We start from the raw sequence: 16,545 nt of genomic DNA, 5'->3' as shown, positions 1-16,545 counted from the left end.
CCGCCCCCCGCCCCGGGCGGCTATAGGCGCCGGGTATAGGCGCCGTGCCACCCGGCCGGCAAGTTGACGGCAGAGATCATGGCGGGCGGCATGGCCGCCGAGAGGAGAATGCGCGACATGAATACCGGACCCGAGACGGGCGGCGGAATGGGTGGCGGCACCGGGAGCGGCCCGGGTGGCGGAATGGGCGGCGGGCCTGGCGCTGGCCCTGGCCGCCGCGGACGCTTCTTCGACGACCTTGCAGGCATGGCCGGCGGCGCATTCTCGGTGATGGCCGGGCTGCGGGCCGAGGTGGAAGCGATGGCCAAGTCTCAGGTCGAGATGCTGGTGCAGCGCCTGGACCTGGTGAAGCGTGAGGATCTGGACGCGGCGCTGGAAGTGGCCCGCCGGGCACGCGAGGAAAGCTCTGCGCTGGCGGAGCGTGTTGCGGCGCTGGAAACGAAGCTCCAGGGGGGTGGCTCGGCCGGCCGCGTAGAACCCACCGTGAAGGGCGAGCCGCCGGTGGTGGGCGAAGCCGGGCCTGGAACGCCGAAGCCGGGCCCATTGCCGGAGCAGGATATCGGCTAAGGCCGGTCAACAGGGCAGGGGATGATCCCCGTGGATGATCCCCGCCCTGCCTTATCAGTAGCCGAAATAGAAGCCGGCCCGTGGCGCCGGCCGGTAATAGCGCGGCGGTGGCGGCGGGTAATAGGCACGCGGCGGCGGCTGGTAGATCACTGGCGGCGGACGGTGGTAGTAGCGCGGCGGCGGCCCGTAATAGCCGCGGGGCGGTCCCTGGTGGCGGTGGTGCCAGCGCGGCGGCGGGCCACGGCGCCAGCCATCATGCACCAGCAGAACCTCCGGTTGGTTCACCCCCGCGGCCTTGGCGGCGCCGGGAAGGGCGGCTGCGGTGCCCAGCACCAGGCCGGCGGCGGCCAGCCCGATCATGGCCAGTTGACGCAAGCGGCGCATGGTCTCGGTCCTCCTCGTCATGGTTCCCATATGGGGTGCCGTCGAAGGCAGAACCGTGGCGGAGGCCGGGCGGGAACATGACCGCACCGTCACGTCCCCGTGTGCCGCAACGCGAAAGATTCAGCCGAAGACACGGCTGAAGATTGTCTCCACATGGCGGAAGTCGCGCTGTGGATCGATCGCCGCATCCAGCGCCGCCGCGTCGAGCTTGCCGGACACTTCCGCATCGGCCAGCAGGTTGTCGCGGAAGCTCCTGCCATCCGGTTCGGCCAGCTTTGTCCAGGTCGCCATGGCCGCGCGCTGCACTGCCTTGTAGGCGTTCTCGCGCGAAATGCCCGCTTGCGTGAGGGCCAGAAGAACCTTCTGGCTGTGCACCACGCCGCCCAGGCTTTCCAGATTGGCCACCATCTGCTCGGGATACACCGTCAGCTTGTCCATCATGCCGGTCAGGCGGGCCAGGGCGAAATCCAGGGTGATGGTGGCGTCGGGGCCGATGAACCGCTCCACCGAGGAATGGCTGATGTCCCGCTCATGCCACAGCGCGACGTTCTCCAGCGCCGGGGTGGCATATCCACGCACCACACGGGCAAGCCCCGTCAGGTTCTCGCTCAGCACCGGGTTGCGCTTGTGCGGCATGGCCGAGGAGCCCTTCTGGCCTGGGTGGAAGAATTCCTCCGCTTCCCGCACCTCGGAGCGCTGCAGGTGGCGCACCTCCGTGGCCAGCCGTTCAATGGCCGAGGCCACCACGGCGAGCGCGCAGAAAAAGGCCGCGTGCCGGTCGCGCGGGATCACCTGCGTGGAAACCGGCTCCACGGCCAGGCCAAGCTTCCCGGCCACGAACTCCTCGACCCTCGGGTCCACGCTGGCAAAGGTGCCCACGGGGCCGGAAATGGCGCAACTCGCGACCTCCGCCCGCGCCGCAACCAGCCGCGCACGGCAGCGGGCGAATTCCGCGTAGTGCCCGGCAAGCTTCAGGCCGAAAGTGGTGGGCTCGGCATGGATGCCGTGGGATCGGCCCACGGTGGGGGTGAACTTGTGCTCGACGGCACGGCGCTGCAGGGCTGCGAGCAGGGCGTCCATGTCGGCGATCAGCAGATCGGCGGCGCGGGTCAGCTGCACCGAAAGACAGGTGTCCAGCACATCGGAGGAGGTCATGCCCTGGTGCATGAAGCGCGCTTCCTCGCCAATGCCCTCGGCCATCCAGGTCAGGAAGGCGATGACATCGTGGCGGGTTTCGCGCTCGATCTCGTCGATGCGGGCGATGTCGGCGGCGGAGATGCCGTCGGCGCGGGGCTGGCCCTTCTCTCGGATGGCGCGCGCGGCCTCGGCCGGGATGGTGCCAAGCTGCCCCATCGCCTCGGCGGCCAGCGCCTCGATCTCGAACCAGATTCGGTAGCGCGATTCGGGCGACCAGATGGCGGACATTTCGGGGCGGGCGTAGCGCGGGACCATGGGGATCTTCCTGGCAGCGGGGGCGGCGGGCCATGCGCCCGGCGGGGCGCCGCCCGGGCGCGATGCGGCGGGAATGGCCCCTCGCGGGCGCCCACGTCAACCGGCAGGAACATGAAGCTGACCTGTTACAATAAATGAAGGAATGTTCATGTTCTGGACATGAGCATTGTGAAAGCCCAACGGGCGCTCTAAGCGCGAGCTACTGCTGACGGGAACGGGAACAGGTTCATGGATTTGTCTGCCTTCATGCCCGAGCTGATTGCGCTCGGTCAGGTTCTGCTGATCGACCTCGTGCTGGCGGGAGACAACGCCATCGTGGTGGGCATGGCGGCCGCCGGGCTGCCCGCGGATCAGCGGCGCAAGGCCATCTTCTGGGGCATCGTCGCGGCAACCGTGATGCGAATCGGCTTCGCGGCCATCACAACCCAGCTCCTCGCCATTGTCGGCATCACCCTGGCGGGCGGCATCCTGCTGCTGTGGGTCTGCTACAAGATGTTCCGCGAGTTGCAGCGCGGCCACGCGCCCGAGGTGACAGAGGCCGAGATGGAGGCCCACGCCGAGGCCGCCTCCACCGGCCAGCGCAAGACGCTGAGGGGCGCCATCATCCAGATCCTGGTGGCGGACGTCTCCATGAGCCTCGACAACGTGCTGGCCGTGGCCGGTGCCGCCAAGGAGCACCTCTGGGTGCTGGTGGTCGGGCTTGCCATCTCGGTTGTGCTGATGGGTGTCGCCGCCACCTTCATTGCCAAGCTGCTCGAGAAGCACCGCTGGATCGCCTGGGTCGGCCTGCTGGTGATCCTGTATGTCGCGATCGACATGATCTGGTCGGGCAGTGGCGAAGTGCTGCCTTACCTGACCGGCAGCGGCACTTCCGCGCGGTGATGCCGCGCTCCTGAGCGAGCCGTCCGGGGCCGCCCATCGGGCGGCCCTTTTTTATGCTTTCTCAGAGGTTAAGCCCTTGTCATGCTTGGGCCTGACCGCTTCACGGTGCTGCCCCCCTCCAGTAGCGTGCCGCCCCTGACGGGACCGTGGAGTCCCCGCGACACGGGAGATCCCAGGTTTCCATGGAAGCGTTCACCAGCATGCTGCCGGCGCTGGCCGAGATCATGTGGCTCAACATCATCCTGTCCGGTGACAATGCGGTGGTGATCGGGCTGGCGGCGGCGGGGCTGCCGGCGCATCAGAGAAGCAAGGCTGTGCTGTTCGGGGTGATCGCCGCCGCGGTGCTGCGTGTCATCTTCTCCATCTTCGCCAGCCTGCTTCTCTCGCTATGGTGGATCGACCTGCTGGGCGGGCTGGCGCTTCTCTACATCGCCTGGAGCTTCTTCAGCGAGCTTCGCCATGACGGCGGGAACGACGCAGACACGAAGGCGGCGGCATCGCCTGAGAAGACGCTGACACAGGCTCTTTGGCAGATCGTGTTGGCCGATGTGTCCATGAGCCTCGACAACGTGTTGGCCGTGGCCGCCGTAGCGCGCGCCAACCTCCCGCTGCTGATCGTCGGGCTGGTCATCTCCATCCTGATGATGGGCTTGCTGGGCGGATTGCTGGCCCGGCTCCTCGACCGCTTCCGGTTCATCGCCTACATCGGCGTGGCGCTCATCACCTATGTGGGTTTGGAGCTTCTGTGGGAGGGGATCATCATGGCCAATGCGGTGCTCGCTCTAGGGCTGAGGCTGCCGGGGGCGAGCCATTGACGCCAGGCATCGCACGGGCTGCCAGGCTCGTTGCTCCGGCCTTGCTGGCGCTGCTGGCCGGGGGCTGCGTGGCACCGGATGGAGGAGCGGGCGCTGGCGGCCTCCGGCCGCCGCTGGACACGGTTCTGGACAGGCTGCCGCAGGAAGCTTCAGGCTTCGGACGCGGTGTCACCACGGACATGGAGGCGAGCCAGCCCGGTCAGGGACGAGCAGTGGACTACGCCACGCTGGCGGGCCCGGACGTTGCGGCGCGGGCAGCGGTTGCCGCCGTCACGCTGTATGACCACGGCATGCCGCCACTGCCCCCCGATACGCCAGTTGCCACCGTCACGGTGAAGCTGGAAGAAGGGGTGGCCGAGGCGCTGAATCCAGCCCCCGGGCGCTCCATGGCGGAATCCACGCGGCACGTGCTTCCAGCCGAGGGAGGCGGACCGCTGCAATGCGCGGTGCTGGAAGGCACCTATGGCCGTTCGCCGATGTGGCAGCAAGTCTGCGTCGGCGTGGCGGCCGGGCGGTTCCTCAAGGTCTTCGTGGCCGTGCCCACCCGTCAGAAGACACTGCTGCAACTGGATGCCGACGCGTTCACGCTCGACATCGCCCGTGCTGCCCGCGGCCTGGCGCCAGTGCCTCCGCGTCCGCTGGCGGGACCCGCAGCCGGTGCCGTCATCCCCTAGGGGTTCAGCGCTGCCGCGGCCAGTCCAGCCGCGGCTCGGCCCGGCGGGCGGGCGTTTGCGGATAGGCTGGCGGCGGCGGCACGGGCGGCACCACCCGCGGCGCTTCGTGTGACGGCAGGCGGCTGCCGCCCAGGGATGGCGGCTCCGTCCAGTCGGCGCTGACCGGGCCAGGGCGGCGCGCCGCCAGCGGATCCTGGATCGACAAGGCGAGTTCGCGGATCTCCGACTGGATCTCGTCGAGCTGCACCTCCAAAGCTTCCAGCCGAGCCTTCACCCCGAACACGCTGAATGGCATCAGCAAAAAGGCCGCGGCGCAGAGCAGGCCCAGCAGCAGCAGAAGCAACCCCGTCCATTCCGGCATTCCGGGAATGGCGAGGGAGGTGACCAGAGCCCGGAAATCCTGCATGGAGCTAGCCGCCTGTGAGGCTCATGTGCCGGGCCACGGCCGGACGGCTGTGGCGACGGTCGATCACGAAATCATGCCCCTTGGGCTTGCGGGTGATGGCTTCGCGGATCGCGTCGCGCAGCCCCGCATCGCCCAGACCCGGTTGGCGCAGGACCGTACGGAGGTCGGCCGCGTCATCCTGACCCAGGCACATGTACAGCGTCCCGGTACAGGTCAGGCGTACCCGGTTGCAGCTCTCGCAAAAGTTGTGCGTCATGGGCGTGATAAAACCCAGGCGCTGGCCGGTTTCCTTGACCACCATGTAACGCGCCGGGCCGCCCGTGGCGTAATCCGTGTCGAGCAAGGTCCAATGCGCCCGCAACCGGTTCCGCACCAGGGAAAGGGGCAGGTACTGGTCGGTGCGATCCTCGCTGATTTCGCCCATCGGCATGGTTTCGATCAGGGTCAGGTCGAAGCCGTGCTCGCCGCACCAGATCAGCAGGCGGTCGAACTCATCCTCGTTCACGCCCTTCATGGCGACCGCGTTGATCTTCACCGCCAACCCGGCCGCCTTGGCGGCGAAGATGCCGTCCAGCGTCTTGTTGATGTCGCCCCAACGGGTCAAGGCCCGGAACCGGGCCGGGTCCAGCGAATCGAGCGAGACGTTGATGCGCCTGACCCCCGCGGCGTAGAGACCCTCGGCATGCTTGGTCAGTTGGGTGCCGTTGGTGGTCAGCGTCAACTCGCGCAGCCCCTCGGGCCCGAGGCGCGCACCGAGCGCTCCGATTAGCCGCATCACGTCGCGCCGGACCAGCGGCTCGCCGCCGGTGAGTCGGATGCGTTGCACCCCAAGGTCGATAAAGGCCCCGCAGAGCCGTTCCAGCTCCTCAAGGCTCAGCACTTGGGCCTTGGGCAGGAAGGTCATGTCCTCGGCCATGCAGTAGGTGCAGCGCAGGTCACACCGGTCGGTGACCGATACGCGCAGATACGAGATTCGCCTGCCGAACGGGTCGATCATGGCACGGGGATCCGGGGCAAGGGCGGTGAAATGGGACACGCCCTCATTTGGGCGTCCCTGCCGCCCGCTTGCAAGCCCTCAGCCGAGAAGCGCGAACAACCCGGCCGCGGCCAGGGCCGCCAGGGCGCAGCGGCGGTACCATGCCACCGGGACCACATGGAACAGGCGCGCCCCCAGCGGCACGCTGAGCAGCATCAGCGGCAGCATCAGAGCCGTCATCATCAGCACCGGCAGGCCGATCAGCCCGCCCCAGAGCGGCGGGATGACGGCAACGATGCCGATCAGGCCAAAATACAGGATCAGGTTGGCGCGGTGCTGCGCCGCTGCCTCAGGGCCGGAGAGCAGATAAAGGATGACCGGTGGCCCGGACATGCCGGTGGCGCCCTTGAGCAGACCCGACACGGTGCCAACGGCGAGGTTGAGCCCGATCGGCCGCGCGCCGTGGTAGCGCCAGCCCGACATCATGGCTGCCCCGAGCGCCAGCACGCAAACCCCGATGGCCTTGCGCAAGGCCAGCGGATCGGCTGCCAGCAGCACCAGGGCGCCGATGGGCGTGGCCAGCGCGGCGGCGGCGCCGATGGAGAAGATGACCCGCCGGTTGGCCTGACCGAAGGCGCGCGGCATCAGGTAGGCCGAAACGAACAACTCCATCAGCAGCATGATCGGCACGCCGACACGCGGGCCCCACAGCGTCGAGTAAACCGGTGCCAGCAGAATGGCGGTACCGAAGCCCGCATAACCGCGCAGCAGCCCAGCCAGCAGGGTCGCGCCCACCGCCACTCCGATTTCCCATCCGCCGAGCAGGGACGCCGCCCCTGCCCAGGCCGCGGCCCAGTCCGGCCCGCTCAAGGCCGGAGCCGCCCGGCATGCCACATCACGGCGAATCGACCACGTCGAGCGCGACCTGCCGCGTGTTGATCAGCAGCTTGCCGGCATGTTCAAAGTTCACCGTCACCCGGTGGCCGGCCACCGACTGCACCTGCCCCAGCCCCCATTCGGGATGAGCCGGATGCCGGACAAGGAGGCCGGGTTCAAGAATCGTCATCATGGCTTCAAGGGTGACGCGGCTGCCGGCGTGGCGCCAGTGGGCAGGGAAAGGGGAATCTTAACGTCGCCTTCAAGAGACACAGGCTAAAGGGATCGACATGGAGCCGGGTGCCGCGAATCCGCGCCCGCCGGAATGGAGATGCATGGATGGAAGGGGAAACCACGCTGGCGCAGGATCTGTGTGCCAGGCTGTGCCACGACCTGGTGGGGCCGCTCGGCACCGTCACCGGCGCCCTGGACATGCTGGAGGACGATCCGGAAGCGGCAGAGCTGGCGCGCGACGCCGCCACGGATCTGCGCCGGCGGCTGAAGTTCTGGCGTGCCGCCTGCGGCGGCATCAGCGATACCTTGGCCCTGTCGGAACTGAGCGGCCTGCTGGATGGCATGCTCGCCGGCGGTCGTGCCAGCCTCGCGCTGAAGGGAATGGGCACGGAGGAGGCGCTGCCGGCACCGGTTGCGCAGATGCTGCTGGTGGCGGCACTGCTGGTGGGCGATGCGCTGCCGCGTGGGGGCGTCGTCACGTTGTCGCGGGAAGGAGAAGGGCTGCTGCTGCACCCTTCCGGCCGTGCTGTGGCATGGCCCGCGCCCTTGCTCACGGTGCTGCGGGGCGAGCCGGCATTGGGCCCCCGTGAAGTGCCGGCGGCCATGCTGGGGCGGCTCACGGTGGCGTCGCGATGGCGCATGCTGGTAGTTCCGCACGAGGGAGAAGAGGCGCTGATCCTGTCGCCGGCCGCCTGAGAACACGCTGCGCGAATCCGGCACCGCCGTTTACCGGCTGTTTGCGGTCCGGCGCACAGGCTGTGGAACGAACCCAGCCTGTCGGGGACTGCCATGGACGACCTTCTCGCCGATTTTCTGACCGAGACCAATGAGGGGCTTGCGGCCCTCGATGGTGCGTTGCTGAAGCTGGAGAAGGCGCCGGACGACCGGCAGACCCTCTCCGAGATCTTCCGCAATGTCCACACCATCAAGGGCACTTGCGGCTTTCTAGGTCTTTCCCGCCTGGAGAAGGTCGCGCATGCGGCCGAGAATGTGCTCGGGCGCTACCGCGACGGCACGTTGCAGGTGACGCCCGAGGGGATCACGCTGATCCTGTCCGCGCTGGACGGGCTCAAGAGCATCGTTGCCGGGCTGGAAAGCACCGGTGCCGAGCCGCCCGGAGATGATGCTCCGCTGATCGCGGCGCTGGATGCCGCCTGGCGCGGGGAAGCGGTTGCCGCGCCCATCGCTGCCGCTACTGCTCCTCCATCCGAGGAAGCGGGATCGGACCCGGTGGCTGATGCGGCCGCCGCCGAGGCGCTGTTCGATGCCCCGGCCGAGCCGGAGGCTCCTCGCGCGCCGGTGGTGCCCGTGCCACCGGCAACCCCCGCGCCGCATGTTCCCGCGCCGCGCGCCGAGGAAAGCGAGGCCGCCCCTGTTGCCGCAGGCCCGATCACGCCTGCCCAGACCATCCGCGTCTCGGTGGACGTGCTGGAAGACCTGATGACGCTGGTCAGCGAACTTGTGCTGACCCGCAACCAGCTGTTGCAGCTGGTGCGGGCGCGCAGTGACGCGGCGCTAACCGTTCCGCTGCAGCGTTTGTCGCACATCACTTCCGAGTTGCAGGAAGGTGTGATGAAGACGCGCATGCAGCCGATCGGTAATGCGTGGCAGAAGCTGCCGCGCATTGTGCGCGATCTTGCCAACGAGCTCGGCAAGAAGATCGAGCTGGTGATGAAAGGCGCGGACACCGAGCTGGACCGGCAGGTGCTGGAGCTGATCAAGGACCCGCTGACGCACATGGTCCGCAACAGCGGTGACCATGGGCTGGAAACGCCGGAGCAGCGCCGCGCAGCCGGCAAGCCGGAACTCGGCCGCATCACGCTGAACGCCTATCACGAAGGCGGCCACATCATCATCGAGATCGGTGACGACGGGCGCGGCCTGCCGGCTGAGCGGATCAAGGCCAAGGTGCTGGCGCAGGGCCTGGCCACCGAGGCCGAGCTGGCCGGCATGAGCGAGCGGGAGATCCAGCACTTCATTTTCCGCGCCGGCTTCTCCACCGCCGCCGCCGTCACCTCCGTGTCGGGCCGCGGCGTCGGCATGGACGTGGTGAAGACCAATGTCGAGAAGATCGGCGGCACCATCGAGCTGCGCTCGGTGGAAGGAAAGGGCACGACCTTTTTCATCAAGATCCCGCTGACGTTGGCCATCGTCTCGGCGCTGATCGTCGAGGCGGCGGGGGAGCGCTTCGCCGTGCCGCAGATCGGCGTGGTGGAGCTGGTGCGCGCGGGTGGCAGCGGCGAGGCCGCGCAGATCGAGCGCATCCACGACACCCCGGTGATGCGCCTGCGCGAGCGGCTGCTGCCGTTGGTCTCGCTGTCGCGCCTGCTGCAGCTCGATACCCGGCCGGAGGAGGCCCGGGAGGAAGGCTTCGTAATCGTCACCCAGGTCGGCGGCAACGTCTTCGGCATCATCGTCGACAAGGTGTTCGACACCGAGGAGATCGTGGTGAAGCCGGTTGCGCCGATCTTGCGCCACGTCACCATGTTCTCCGGCAACACCATCCTCGGCGATGGCAGCGTCATCATGATCCTGGATCCCAACGGCATCGCTCGCGCCACCGGCGTCGGCGCCGACGGGCCGGTGGATGACGCGGTGAAGGTCGCGGCCATGGGCAGCGCCCGCTCGGGCGAGCGCACCGCCCTCCTGCTGTTCTCCGCTGGCGACGACACGCCAAAGGCGGTGCCGCTGGGCCTGGTGGCGCGGCTCGAGGACCTGCCGGTTGAGAGCATCGAGCATTCGGGCGGCAAGTTCCTGGTCCAGTACCGTGGCAAGCTGATGCCGCTGGTGCCGATGTCGGGCCACTGGAGCCCGCCGGAGCGGGGCCGCCGCCAGGCCGTGCTGGTGTTCAACGACCGCGATCGCGCCATGGGGCTGATGGTCGACGCCATCCTCGACGTGGTCGAAGAGGTGCTGAACATCGAGGGCACCTCCGAGCAGCCGGGCTTCCTCGGCTCCTCGGTCATCTGCGGCAAGGTCACAGACGTGATCGACTGCTCCTGGTGGCTGCATCAGGCGGGCGATGACTGGTTCCGGCAACCGGCGCCGGACGTGTCCGAGCCCCGCCTGCTGCTGGTGGAAGACAGCGCCTTTTTCCGCCATCTGCTGGTCCCCGGCCTCGGGGCGGCGGGCTATGCGGTGACAGCGGTGAACAGCGCGGCCGAGGCATTGGCGCTGCGCGAGCACGGTGCGATGTTCGATATCATCGTCTCCGACATCGAGATGCCCGATCTGGATGGGCTCGGCCTGGCACGCGCCGTTCGCGCCGAGGGCGCGTGGAGCGAGCTGCCGATGCTGGCGCTGAGCGGCCGGATGGATGCCGAGCGCATGCGCAAGGCAATGGCAGCGGGCTTCACAACTGCGCTTGGAAAATCGGATCGCGAGGCGCTGCTCGGCGCTATGCGCGAATGCCTGGCCACACCGACTTTGGTCTGAGGATCACGCAAGATGCAAACCCAAACCCAGCCTCCCGCGGCGCCGCGCAACGGCACCGCCCTCATGACCGACAGCGCGGCGGAAATGTTCCTGACGCTGACGGTTGCCGGCCAGCTTTGCGGCGTACCGGTGCTCACCGTGCGCGACATCATGGCGGCGCCCGCCATTACCCGCGTGCCGCTGGCGCCCAAGGAGGTGGCCGGCAGCCTCAACCTGCGCGGCCGCATCGTCACGGCGATCGACCTGCGCCGGCGGCTGGGGCTCCCGCTGCGCGAAGCCGGTGCCGCCCCGCCGATGAGCGTGGTGGTCGAGCAGGGTGGCGAGCTCTACAGCCTCCTGTCCGACACGGTGGGCGAGGTCGTGCCGCTGAAGGCGGAGGGCTTCGCCGGAAACCCGCCGACGCTGGACACCGTCTGGCGCGACATCTCGCGCGGCGTGCACCGGCAGGATGGGCAACTGCTCATTGTGCTGGATGTGGACCGCATCCTGGCGATCGACTGAGGCGGATGGAGAGGAGAACCACCATGGATCAGATCAATGTGCTGGTGGTGGATGACAGCCGTGTGGTCCGCAAGGCCGCGCGCCGCATCCTGGAGCGCCACGGCTTCGCCATTCGGGAGGCGGAAGATGGCCAGAAGGCGCTGGAGGCCTGCCGCTTCGCACTACCGAAGCTGGTGTTGCTGGACTGGAACATGCCGGTAATGGACGGCATGGAGTTCCTGGTCGCACTGCGTGCCGAGTTCGGGCCGGAGGAGCCGCTGGTGATGCTTTGCACCACCGAAAGCGAGTTCGACAAGATCATGCAGGCGCTGGCGAATGGTGCGCAGGAATACATCATGAAGCCGTTCGACGATGCCATCCTGACCGGCAAGCTGGCGCAGCTCGGCCTTGTTGAGGAGGAACTGGAATCGTGAGCGCCGCGCTTTCCGCCGCGGGGCGGGGCGGGCGCGGGGTGGTCCGCGTGATGTTGTGCGACGACAGCGCCACCGTGCGGTCCGCCTTTGCCCGCATCCTGGGCGCCGATCCTGCGCTGGAGGTGATTGGACGAGTGGGTGATGGGCAGCAGGCGCTGGATGCCATTGGCGCCTTGCCCGAAGCGGAGCGGCCGCACGTGTTGCTGCTCGACCTCGAAATGCCGGTGATGGATGGCATGACGGCATTGCCCCTGCTGTTGAAACTGCATCCCAGCCTGGCTGTCATTGTCGCCAGTGCTCTGACGCAGCGCGGGGCAGAGGCCACCATGGCGGCCATGCGGGCTGGCGCCGCCGACTATGTGCCGAAACCTACGGCAGCGGCGGGAGGCATGAACGATCCCGTTTTCCGGGCAGACCTGCTGGCCAAGGTGAAGGGCTGGGCGCGCGTGCGCAGTGCCCGCGCTGCCCTCTTGCCCCGCCCCGCTGCGCCGCAGCCTGTTCCGCGACCTTCCGTGGTCCTGGCGGCGGCACCCTCGCTGCCTCCTCCCCTGCCGGTTCCGCCTCAGCCTGCGGCGGTGCGGCCCGTCGGTGCGGCGCCGGCCCTGCGCCAGGTGAGTGGGCCGCGCGCCCGCGCCAGATTGCTGGCCATCGGGTCCTCCACCGGCGGCCCGCAGGCCTTGGCGGCCTTTGTGCGCCGGCTGGGCCCATCCCTGGCGGTGCCGGCGGTGGTGGTTCAGCACATGCCTGCCGGCTTCACCGCCATGCTGGCCGATCATCTCAGCCGCCTGGGCGGCCTGCAGGCGGCGGAAGCAAAGGATGGCGAGGTGCTGCGCGCCGGGCGGATCTATGTGGCGCCTGGCGACCGGCACCTGCTGGTGGAGGCCGGCCCTGCCGGGCTGGTGGCGCGGCTGAACAGCGACGCACCGGAGAATTTCTGCCGCCCGGCGGTGGACCCGATGCTGCGCAGCGTGGTCAAGGCCTGCGAGGGGCGGGTGCTCAGCGTCATTCTTACGGGGATGGGGGCTGACGGCATGCTGGGGTGCAAGGCGGTGGCCGCCGCCGGCGGCACGGTGCTGGCGCAGGACGAGGCTTCCAGCGTGGTCTGGGGCATGCCCGGTGCCGTCGCCAAGGCAGGCTTGGCCGAGGCGTTGCTGCCGCCGGAGCAACTGGCGGAGAAAGTATTGGCGCAGCTTGGGGCAGGCGCCCCGGGAGGAATGGCATGAATGCCGAAGGATTCGCCTCGATCGCGGCGCTTGTGAAGACACGCTCCGGCATCGTTCTGACGCCGGACAAGGAATACATGCTGGAAACGCGCCTGGCGCAGATCCTGAAGCAGGAGGGCATCCCGAGCCTGGATGCGTTGGCGTTGCGCCTGCGCGACCCGCGGGCGGAAGTTCTGGCACGCAACGTCACCGAGGCGCTGACCACGAATGAAAGCAGCTTCTTTCGGGACAGCAAGCCGTTCGATCACCTGAAGCGGCTGCTGCCGAAGCTGATGGCGTCGCGCCCGGCGGGTCACCGGCTGCGCATCTGGTCGGCAGCCTGCTCTACCGGGCAGGAAGCCTATTCCATCGCGATGATCCTGGTGGAGCTGGGTATCCGCGGCGCCGAGATCTACGGCACCGATCTGTCCCGGGAGGTCGTGGATCGCGCACGGGAAGGGGTTTTCACTCAGTTCGAGGTGCAGCGCGGGCTGCCCGTGCAGATGCTGGTGAAGCACTTCCGACAGGAAGGGGGACGCTGGCGGATCGCGCCGGAGCTCCGCTCCATGGCGCGGTTCGAGGAGCGCAACCTGCTGGGCGATCATCGTGCGCTTGGCAAGTTCGACGTCATCTTCTGCCGCAACGTGCTGATCTATTTCGACCCTCCGACAAAGGGGCGGGTGCTCAATGCGCTGTCGGCGCAGCTGGCGCCGGATGGGGTGGTCTATCTCGGCGGAGCCGAGACGGTGCTGGGCCTGACCGACAGGCTGGCCGCCGTGCCCGGCGAGCGGGGCGTGTACGCGCCGACGGTTCTGCGTGCCGGCGCCGCCTGAGGCCGGGGTGGGCAGGCGGGCGAGGTTCCGCCCGCCTGCGCCTCGGATCATCCGGGATGCAGCACCCAGCGGATCACGTACGCGATGATGGTCAGGCTCGCTGTGCCGCTGAGCCAGAGAAGCACGAACCAGCCCAGGCGCCGGGCCATCAGTGATAACCCTCGCCAACGCGCACCTTGCCGCGGAAGATCCAGTACACATAGGCGGTGTAGGCCAGGATCACCGGGATCAGCACGGCCGCGCCATAGAGCAGGAAGAGCTGCGACCGGGGCGAGGCCGCGGCGTCCCAGATGCTGATGCCCGGCGGCACCATGTTAGGCCACAGACTGATGCCCAGGCCCGTGTAGGACAGGAAGAACCAGCCCAGGGCATACAGGAACGGCGCACCGTCATGCCAGCGAAAGGCCCGTCCGTCCGGGTCCTGGTCGGCCATCGCCTCGCGGCGCTCGGTGATGTCGATGGCGCGGAAGAAGCGCCAGGTGAACAAGCCCAGCAGCAGCGGGACCGGCGCCGCGGCCGCCATCCAGGGGAGTGTGAACCAGCGGGTAGCGAAAGCCGTGCCCATGAAGGGCATGATCAGGCTGATAACAACAATGAAGCCCAGCAGGGCACCACCCAGCCGCTTGGCCAGCCGGCGCGCGCGGGCAGCGATCGGCCCTTCGCTGCGCCAGATCAGCCAGCAGGCGCCGAGCAGCGCGTAGCCGGTCAGCAGCGCCGCGCCGGTCAGCAGCGAAAACGGAGTCAGCCAGTCCCACCAGCCACCGGCATAGGCGCGGTTCTCAACCCGGATGCCCTGCACCAGAGCACCAAGGGCGATGCCCTGACAGAAGCCGGCGAGGTAGCTGCCCCAACAGAAGGAGCGGTCCCACCAGCGCCGGTGTGCGTCCGTCAGCGCCTTGAAGCGCATCTCGAAGGCCACGCCGCGAAAGATCAGCGCCAGCAGCATCAGGATCAGTGGCATGTAGAGGGCGGGAAAGATGGTGGCATAGGCAAGCGGGAACACGGCGTAGAGGCCGGCCCCGCCCAGCACCAGCCACGTCTCGTTGCCGTCCCAGACGGGCGCCGCCGAGTTCACCATGACATCCCGTTCATGCTTCTGCGGAAACCAGGGAAACAGGATGCCGAGGCCGAGGTCGAAGCCGTCCATGACGACGTACAGGAACACGGCGGTGGCGATCAGGACGGCCCAGATCAGGGGCAGGTAGAATTCCATGCTGCGTCTCCCTCAGCCATTCTGGCGGATGCGGCTGATGCCCGGGGTGATGCCGGAGCTGCGGATCGGTTCCCCGGCCGGCACGTCGGATTCGGCGGAATAGGGCGGCCTGGCAAAGAGCCTGAACAGAAAGGCGATGCCGGCGCCGAAGACGATGAAGTAGACGACGATGAAGGCCAGCAGTGAGGTGGCGACGGCCGGCGCCGCCAGGGGCGAGACGCTGTCTGCGGTGCGCAGCAGCCCTTGCACAGTGTAGGGCTGGCGGCCAGCCTCGGTCACGATCCATCCGGCTGTCACGGCGATCAGGCCGGACGGGCCCATGGCCACGGCGCAGCGATGGAACCACGCCGTGTCAAACAGCGCCCGCCGCCAGCGCAGCACCAGCGAGCCCAGGCCCAGCAGCGCCATCAGCGACCCCATCGCCACCATGATGCGGAACGACCAGAAGATCAGCGGCACGTTGGTCGGCCGCTGCTCCGGCGGCACATCCTTCAGCCCGGGCGTTTCGCCATCCAGCTCATGCGTCAGGATCAGGGCCGAGGCCTTTGGGATCTCGAACCACACATCGGTCGTCTCGCGTGCGTGGTCCGGCCGGCCAAGCACGATAAAGGGCGCGCCGCGCTGCCGCTCCCAATGCCCTTCCATGGCGGCGACCTTGATCGGCTGGTGCTGCAGCGTGTTCAAACCGTGCAGGTCGCCGATGACGATCTGTAGCGGCGCCACGATGGCCGCCATCCACATCGCCATGGAGAACATGATGCGGGTCCGCTCGTTGCGGCTGTCGGTCAGCAGGTGGAAGGCGGCCACCGCGCCGACAATGAAGGCGGTGGTGAGATAGGCGCCGGTCAGGGTGTGGGCGAAGCGGAAGGGGAAGGAGGCGTTGAAGATGATCGCCCACCAATCATCCGGCATGAAGCGCCCATCGGCGTCGATAAGGTGCCCGCCAGGCGTCTGCATCCAGCTGTTGGCGGAAAGGATCCAGAAGGCGGAGATGGCGGTGCCGAGAGCGACAAGGCAGGTGGCGGTGAAGTGCAGCCCGCGCCCCACCCGATTCAGCCCGAACAGCATGACGCCGAGGAAGCCGGCCTCCAGGAAGAAGGCGGTCAGCACCTCGTAACCCAGCAGCGGCCCCAGCACATTGCCGGTGCGGTCGGAGAAGACCGACCAGTTGGTGCCGATCTGGTACGACATGACGACGCCGGACACCACGCCCATGGCGAAGGCGATGGCGAAGACCTTCACCCAGTACTTGAACAGGTCCAGGTACGCCGACCGGCCAGTGACGAGCCACAGCCCCTCCAGCACCGCCAGGAAGCTGGCGAGGCCGATGGTGAAGGCCGGAAAAATGAAGTGGAAGGCGATGGTGAACGCGAACTGGAACCGTGCGAGGTCCAGCGCGCTCGGCAGGAAATCCCAGGCCATGCTGACGCTCCCAGGGGTCGGGGCCGTTCCGCACCGGACGGTTCCGGCGGGTGACGGCTGAGTGTCTCTCAGGCAGGCTTCATGTCGCGACGCATTGCGCCAAACATTGATCTACCGCATGCCGCGGATGGAAATCACCGGAAAGAGGACAGAATGACCCAGTTGCCGAAGACCCCTAAGATGCGCCTGGACGGCAAGCGCGCCCTGGTGACCGGCGCCGGGCGCGGCATTGGCCTCGCCGCCGCCGCCGCCCTGGCCGA

19 protein-coding genes are annotated in these 16,545 nt (G+C 68.1%); 10 read left to right on the top strand and 9 right to left on the bottom strand.

The window, feature by feature from the left end:
* Nucleotides 1–117: 117 nt before the first annotated feature.
* Complete coding sequence (locus tag ACFOD4_RS16400) at nt 118–567, top strand: accessory factor UbiK family protein (RefSeq protein ID WP_379598115.1); 450 nt, start codon at nt 118–120, stop codon at nt 565–567.
* A gap of 54 nt (nt 568–621) precedes the next feature.
* Here ACFOD4_RS16400 and ACFOD4_RS16395 read toward each other — a convergent pair whose 3' ends face one another.
* Both ACFOD4_RS16395 and purB read right to left on the bottom strand, forming a co-directional pair.
* Nucleotides 622–951 (bottom strand): hypothetical protein, encoded by a 330-nt coding sequence (locus ACFOD4_RS16395; protein WP_379598113.1) that lies wholly within the window; start codon nt 949–951, stop codon nt 622–624.
* 120 nt (nt 952–1,071) lie between these two features.
* The gene (gene purB / locus ACFOD4_RS16390; protein WP_379598111.1) at nt 1,072–2,403 is read right to left on the bottom strand and encodes an adenylosuccinate lyase; all 1,332 of its coding nucleotides are present in this window, start codon (nt 2,401–2,403) and stop codon (nt 1,072–1,074) included.
* 228 nt (nt 2,404–2,631) lie between these two features.
* Between purB and ACFOD4_RS16385 the strand changes: the two genes are divergently transcribed.
* The 3 genes from ACFOD4_RS16385 to ACFOD4_RS16375 all read left to right on the top strand — a co-directional run bounded on the left by ACFOD4_RS16385 (nt 2,632) and on the right by ACFOD4_RS16375 (nt 4,774).
* Nucleotides 2,632–3,285: a TerC family protein gene (locus ACFOD4_RS16385; RefSeq protein WP_379598109.1), complete on the top strand. Its 654-nt coding sequence runs from the start codon at nt 2,632–2,634 to the stop codon at nt 3,283–3,285.
* A 182-nt stretch (nt 3,286–3,467) separates the two neighbouring features.
* A complete protein-coding gene (locus ACFOD4_RS16380) occupies nt 3,468–4,100 on the top strand; it encodes a YjbE family putative metal transport protein (protein ID WP_379598108.1) in 633 nt (210 codons plus the stop codon).
* Nucleotides 4,097–4,774, top strand: a complete 678-nt coding sequence (locus ACFOD4_RS16375; RefSeq protein WP_379598106.1) for a hypothetical protein — start codon at nt 4,097–4,099, stop codon at nt 4,772–4,774. Before ACFOD4_RS16380 ends, ACFOD4_RS16375 begins: the two co-directional genes overlap by 4 nt.
* Before the next feature lie 4 nt (nt 4,775–4,778).
* Here ACFOD4_RS16375 and ACFOD4_RS16370 read toward each other — a convergent pair whose 3' ends face one another.
* The 4 genes from ACFOD4_RS16370 to ACFOD4_RS16355 all read right to left on the bottom strand — a co-directional run bounded on the left by ACFOD4_RS16370 (nt 4,779) and on the right by ACFOD4_RS16355 (nt 7,222).
* A complete protein-coding gene (locus ACFOD4_RS16370) occupies nt 4,779–5,180 on the bottom strand; it encodes a hypothetical protein (protein WP_379598104.1) in 402 nt (133 codons plus the stop codon).
* Between the two features lie 4 nt (nt 5,181–5,184).
* Nucleotides 5,185–6,177 (bottom strand): GTP 3',8-cyclase MoaA, encoded by a 993-nt coding sequence (moaA, locus tag ACFOD4_RS16365; protein WP_379598102.1) that lies wholly within the window; start codon nt 6,175–6,177, stop codon nt 5,185–5,187.
* A 78-nt stretch (nt 6,178–6,255) separates the two neighbouring features.
* Nucleotides 6,256–7,026 (bottom strand): sulfite exporter TauE/SafE family protein, encoded by a 771-nt coding sequence (locus tag ACFOD4_RS16360; RefSeq protein WP_379598100.1) that lies wholly within the window; start codon nt 7,024–7,026, stop codon nt 6,256–6,258.
* A gap of 25 nt (nt 7,027–7,051) precedes the next feature.
* On the bottom strand, nt 7,052–7,222 hold the full coding sequence (locus ACFOD4_RS16355) for a DUF3553 domain-containing protein (RefSeq protein WP_456316902.1): 171 nt from the start codon (nt 7,220–7,222) through the stop codon (nt 7,052–7,054).
* Between the two features lie 149 nt (nt 7,223–7,371).
* Here ACFOD4_RS16355 and ACFOD4_RS16350 point away from each other — a divergent pair, with 149 nt between their 5' ends.
* From ACFOD4_RS16350 to ACFOD4_RS16325, 6 genes are all read left to right on the top strand, one after another.
* Entirely contained in the window at nt 7,372–7,962 is a 591-nt protein-coding gene (locus tag ACFOD4_RS16350) for a histidine phosphotransferase family protein (protein WP_379598096.1), read from the top strand.
* A gap of 93 nt (nt 7,963–8,055) precedes the next feature.
* Nucleotides 8,056–10,701, top strand: a complete 2,646-nt coding sequence (locus tag ACFOD4_RS16345) for a hybrid sensor histidine kinase/response regulator (protein ID WP_379598094.1) — start codon at nt 8,056–8,058, stop codon at nt 10,699–10,701.
* A gap of 12 nt (nt 10,702–10,713) precedes the next feature.
* A complete protein-coding gene (locus ACFOD4_RS16340; RefSeq protein WP_379598092.1) occupies nt 10,714–11,202 on the top strand; it encodes a chemotaxis protein CheW in 489 nt (162 codons plus the stop codon).
* Between the two features lie 23 nt (nt 11,203–11,225).
* Nucleotides 11,226–11,615 (top strand): response regulator, encoded by a 390-nt coding sequence (locus ACFOD4_RS16335; protein ID WP_379598090.1) that lies wholly within the window; start codon nt 11,226–11,228, stop codon nt 11,613–11,615.
* Nucleotides 11,612–12,838 (top strand): protein-glutamate methylesterase/protein-glutamine glutaminase, encoded by a 1,227-nt coding sequence (locus tag ACFOD4_RS16330; RefSeq protein WP_379598088.1) that lies wholly within the window; start codon nt 11,612–11,614, stop codon nt 12,836–12,838. The genes ACFOD4_RS16335 and ACFOD4_RS16330 overlap by 4 nt, the downstream gene beginning before the upstream one ends.
* Entirely contained in the window at nt 12,835–13,650 is an 816-nt protein-coding gene (locus ACFOD4_RS16325) for a CheR family methyltransferase (RefSeq protein ID WP_379598086.1), read from the top strand. Before ACFOD4_RS16330 ends, ACFOD4_RS16325 begins: the two co-directional genes overlap by 4 nt.
* A gap of 47 nt (nt 13,651–13,697) precedes the next feature.
* Here the strand turns inward: ACFOD4_RS16325 and ACFOD4_RS16320 are convergent, their stop codons facing one another.
* The 3 genes from ACFOD4_RS16320 to ACFOD4_RS16310 are packed head-to-tail and all read right to left on the bottom strand — an operon-like array spanning nt 13,698 to nt 16,285.
* A complete protein-coding gene (locus ACFOD4_RS16320) occupies nt 13,698–13,799 on the bottom strand; it encodes a DUF2474 domain-containing protein (protein ID WP_379598085.1) in 102 nt (33 codons plus the stop codon).
* Nucleotides 13,799–14,863, bottom strand: coding sequence for a cytochrome d ubiquinol oxidase subunit II (gene cydB, locus ACFOD4_RS16315; protein ID WP_379598084.1), 1,065 nt, complete (start codon nt 14,861–14,863; stop codon nt 13,799–13,801). The genes ACFOD4_RS16320 and cydB overlap by 1 nt, the downstream gene beginning before the upstream one ends.
* 12 nt (nt 14,864–14,875) lie before the next feature.
* Nucleotides 14,876–16,285, bottom strand: a complete 1,410-nt coding sequence (locus ACFOD4_RS16310; RefSeq protein ID WP_379598082.1) for a cytochrome ubiquinol oxidase subunit I — start codon at nt 16,283–16,285, stop codon at nt 14,876–14,878.
* Nucleotides 16,286–16,545 lie beyond the last annotated feature (260 nt).

The sequence above is a fragment of the Teichococcus globiformis genome (genome assembly GCF_042646265.1).
Classification (GTDB): Bacteria; Pseudomonadota; Alphaproteobacteria; order Acetobacterales; family Acetobacteraceae; genus Pseudoroseomonas; species Pseudoroseomonas globiformis.
This window is presented reverse-complemented; position numbering and strand designations above follow the sequence as displayed.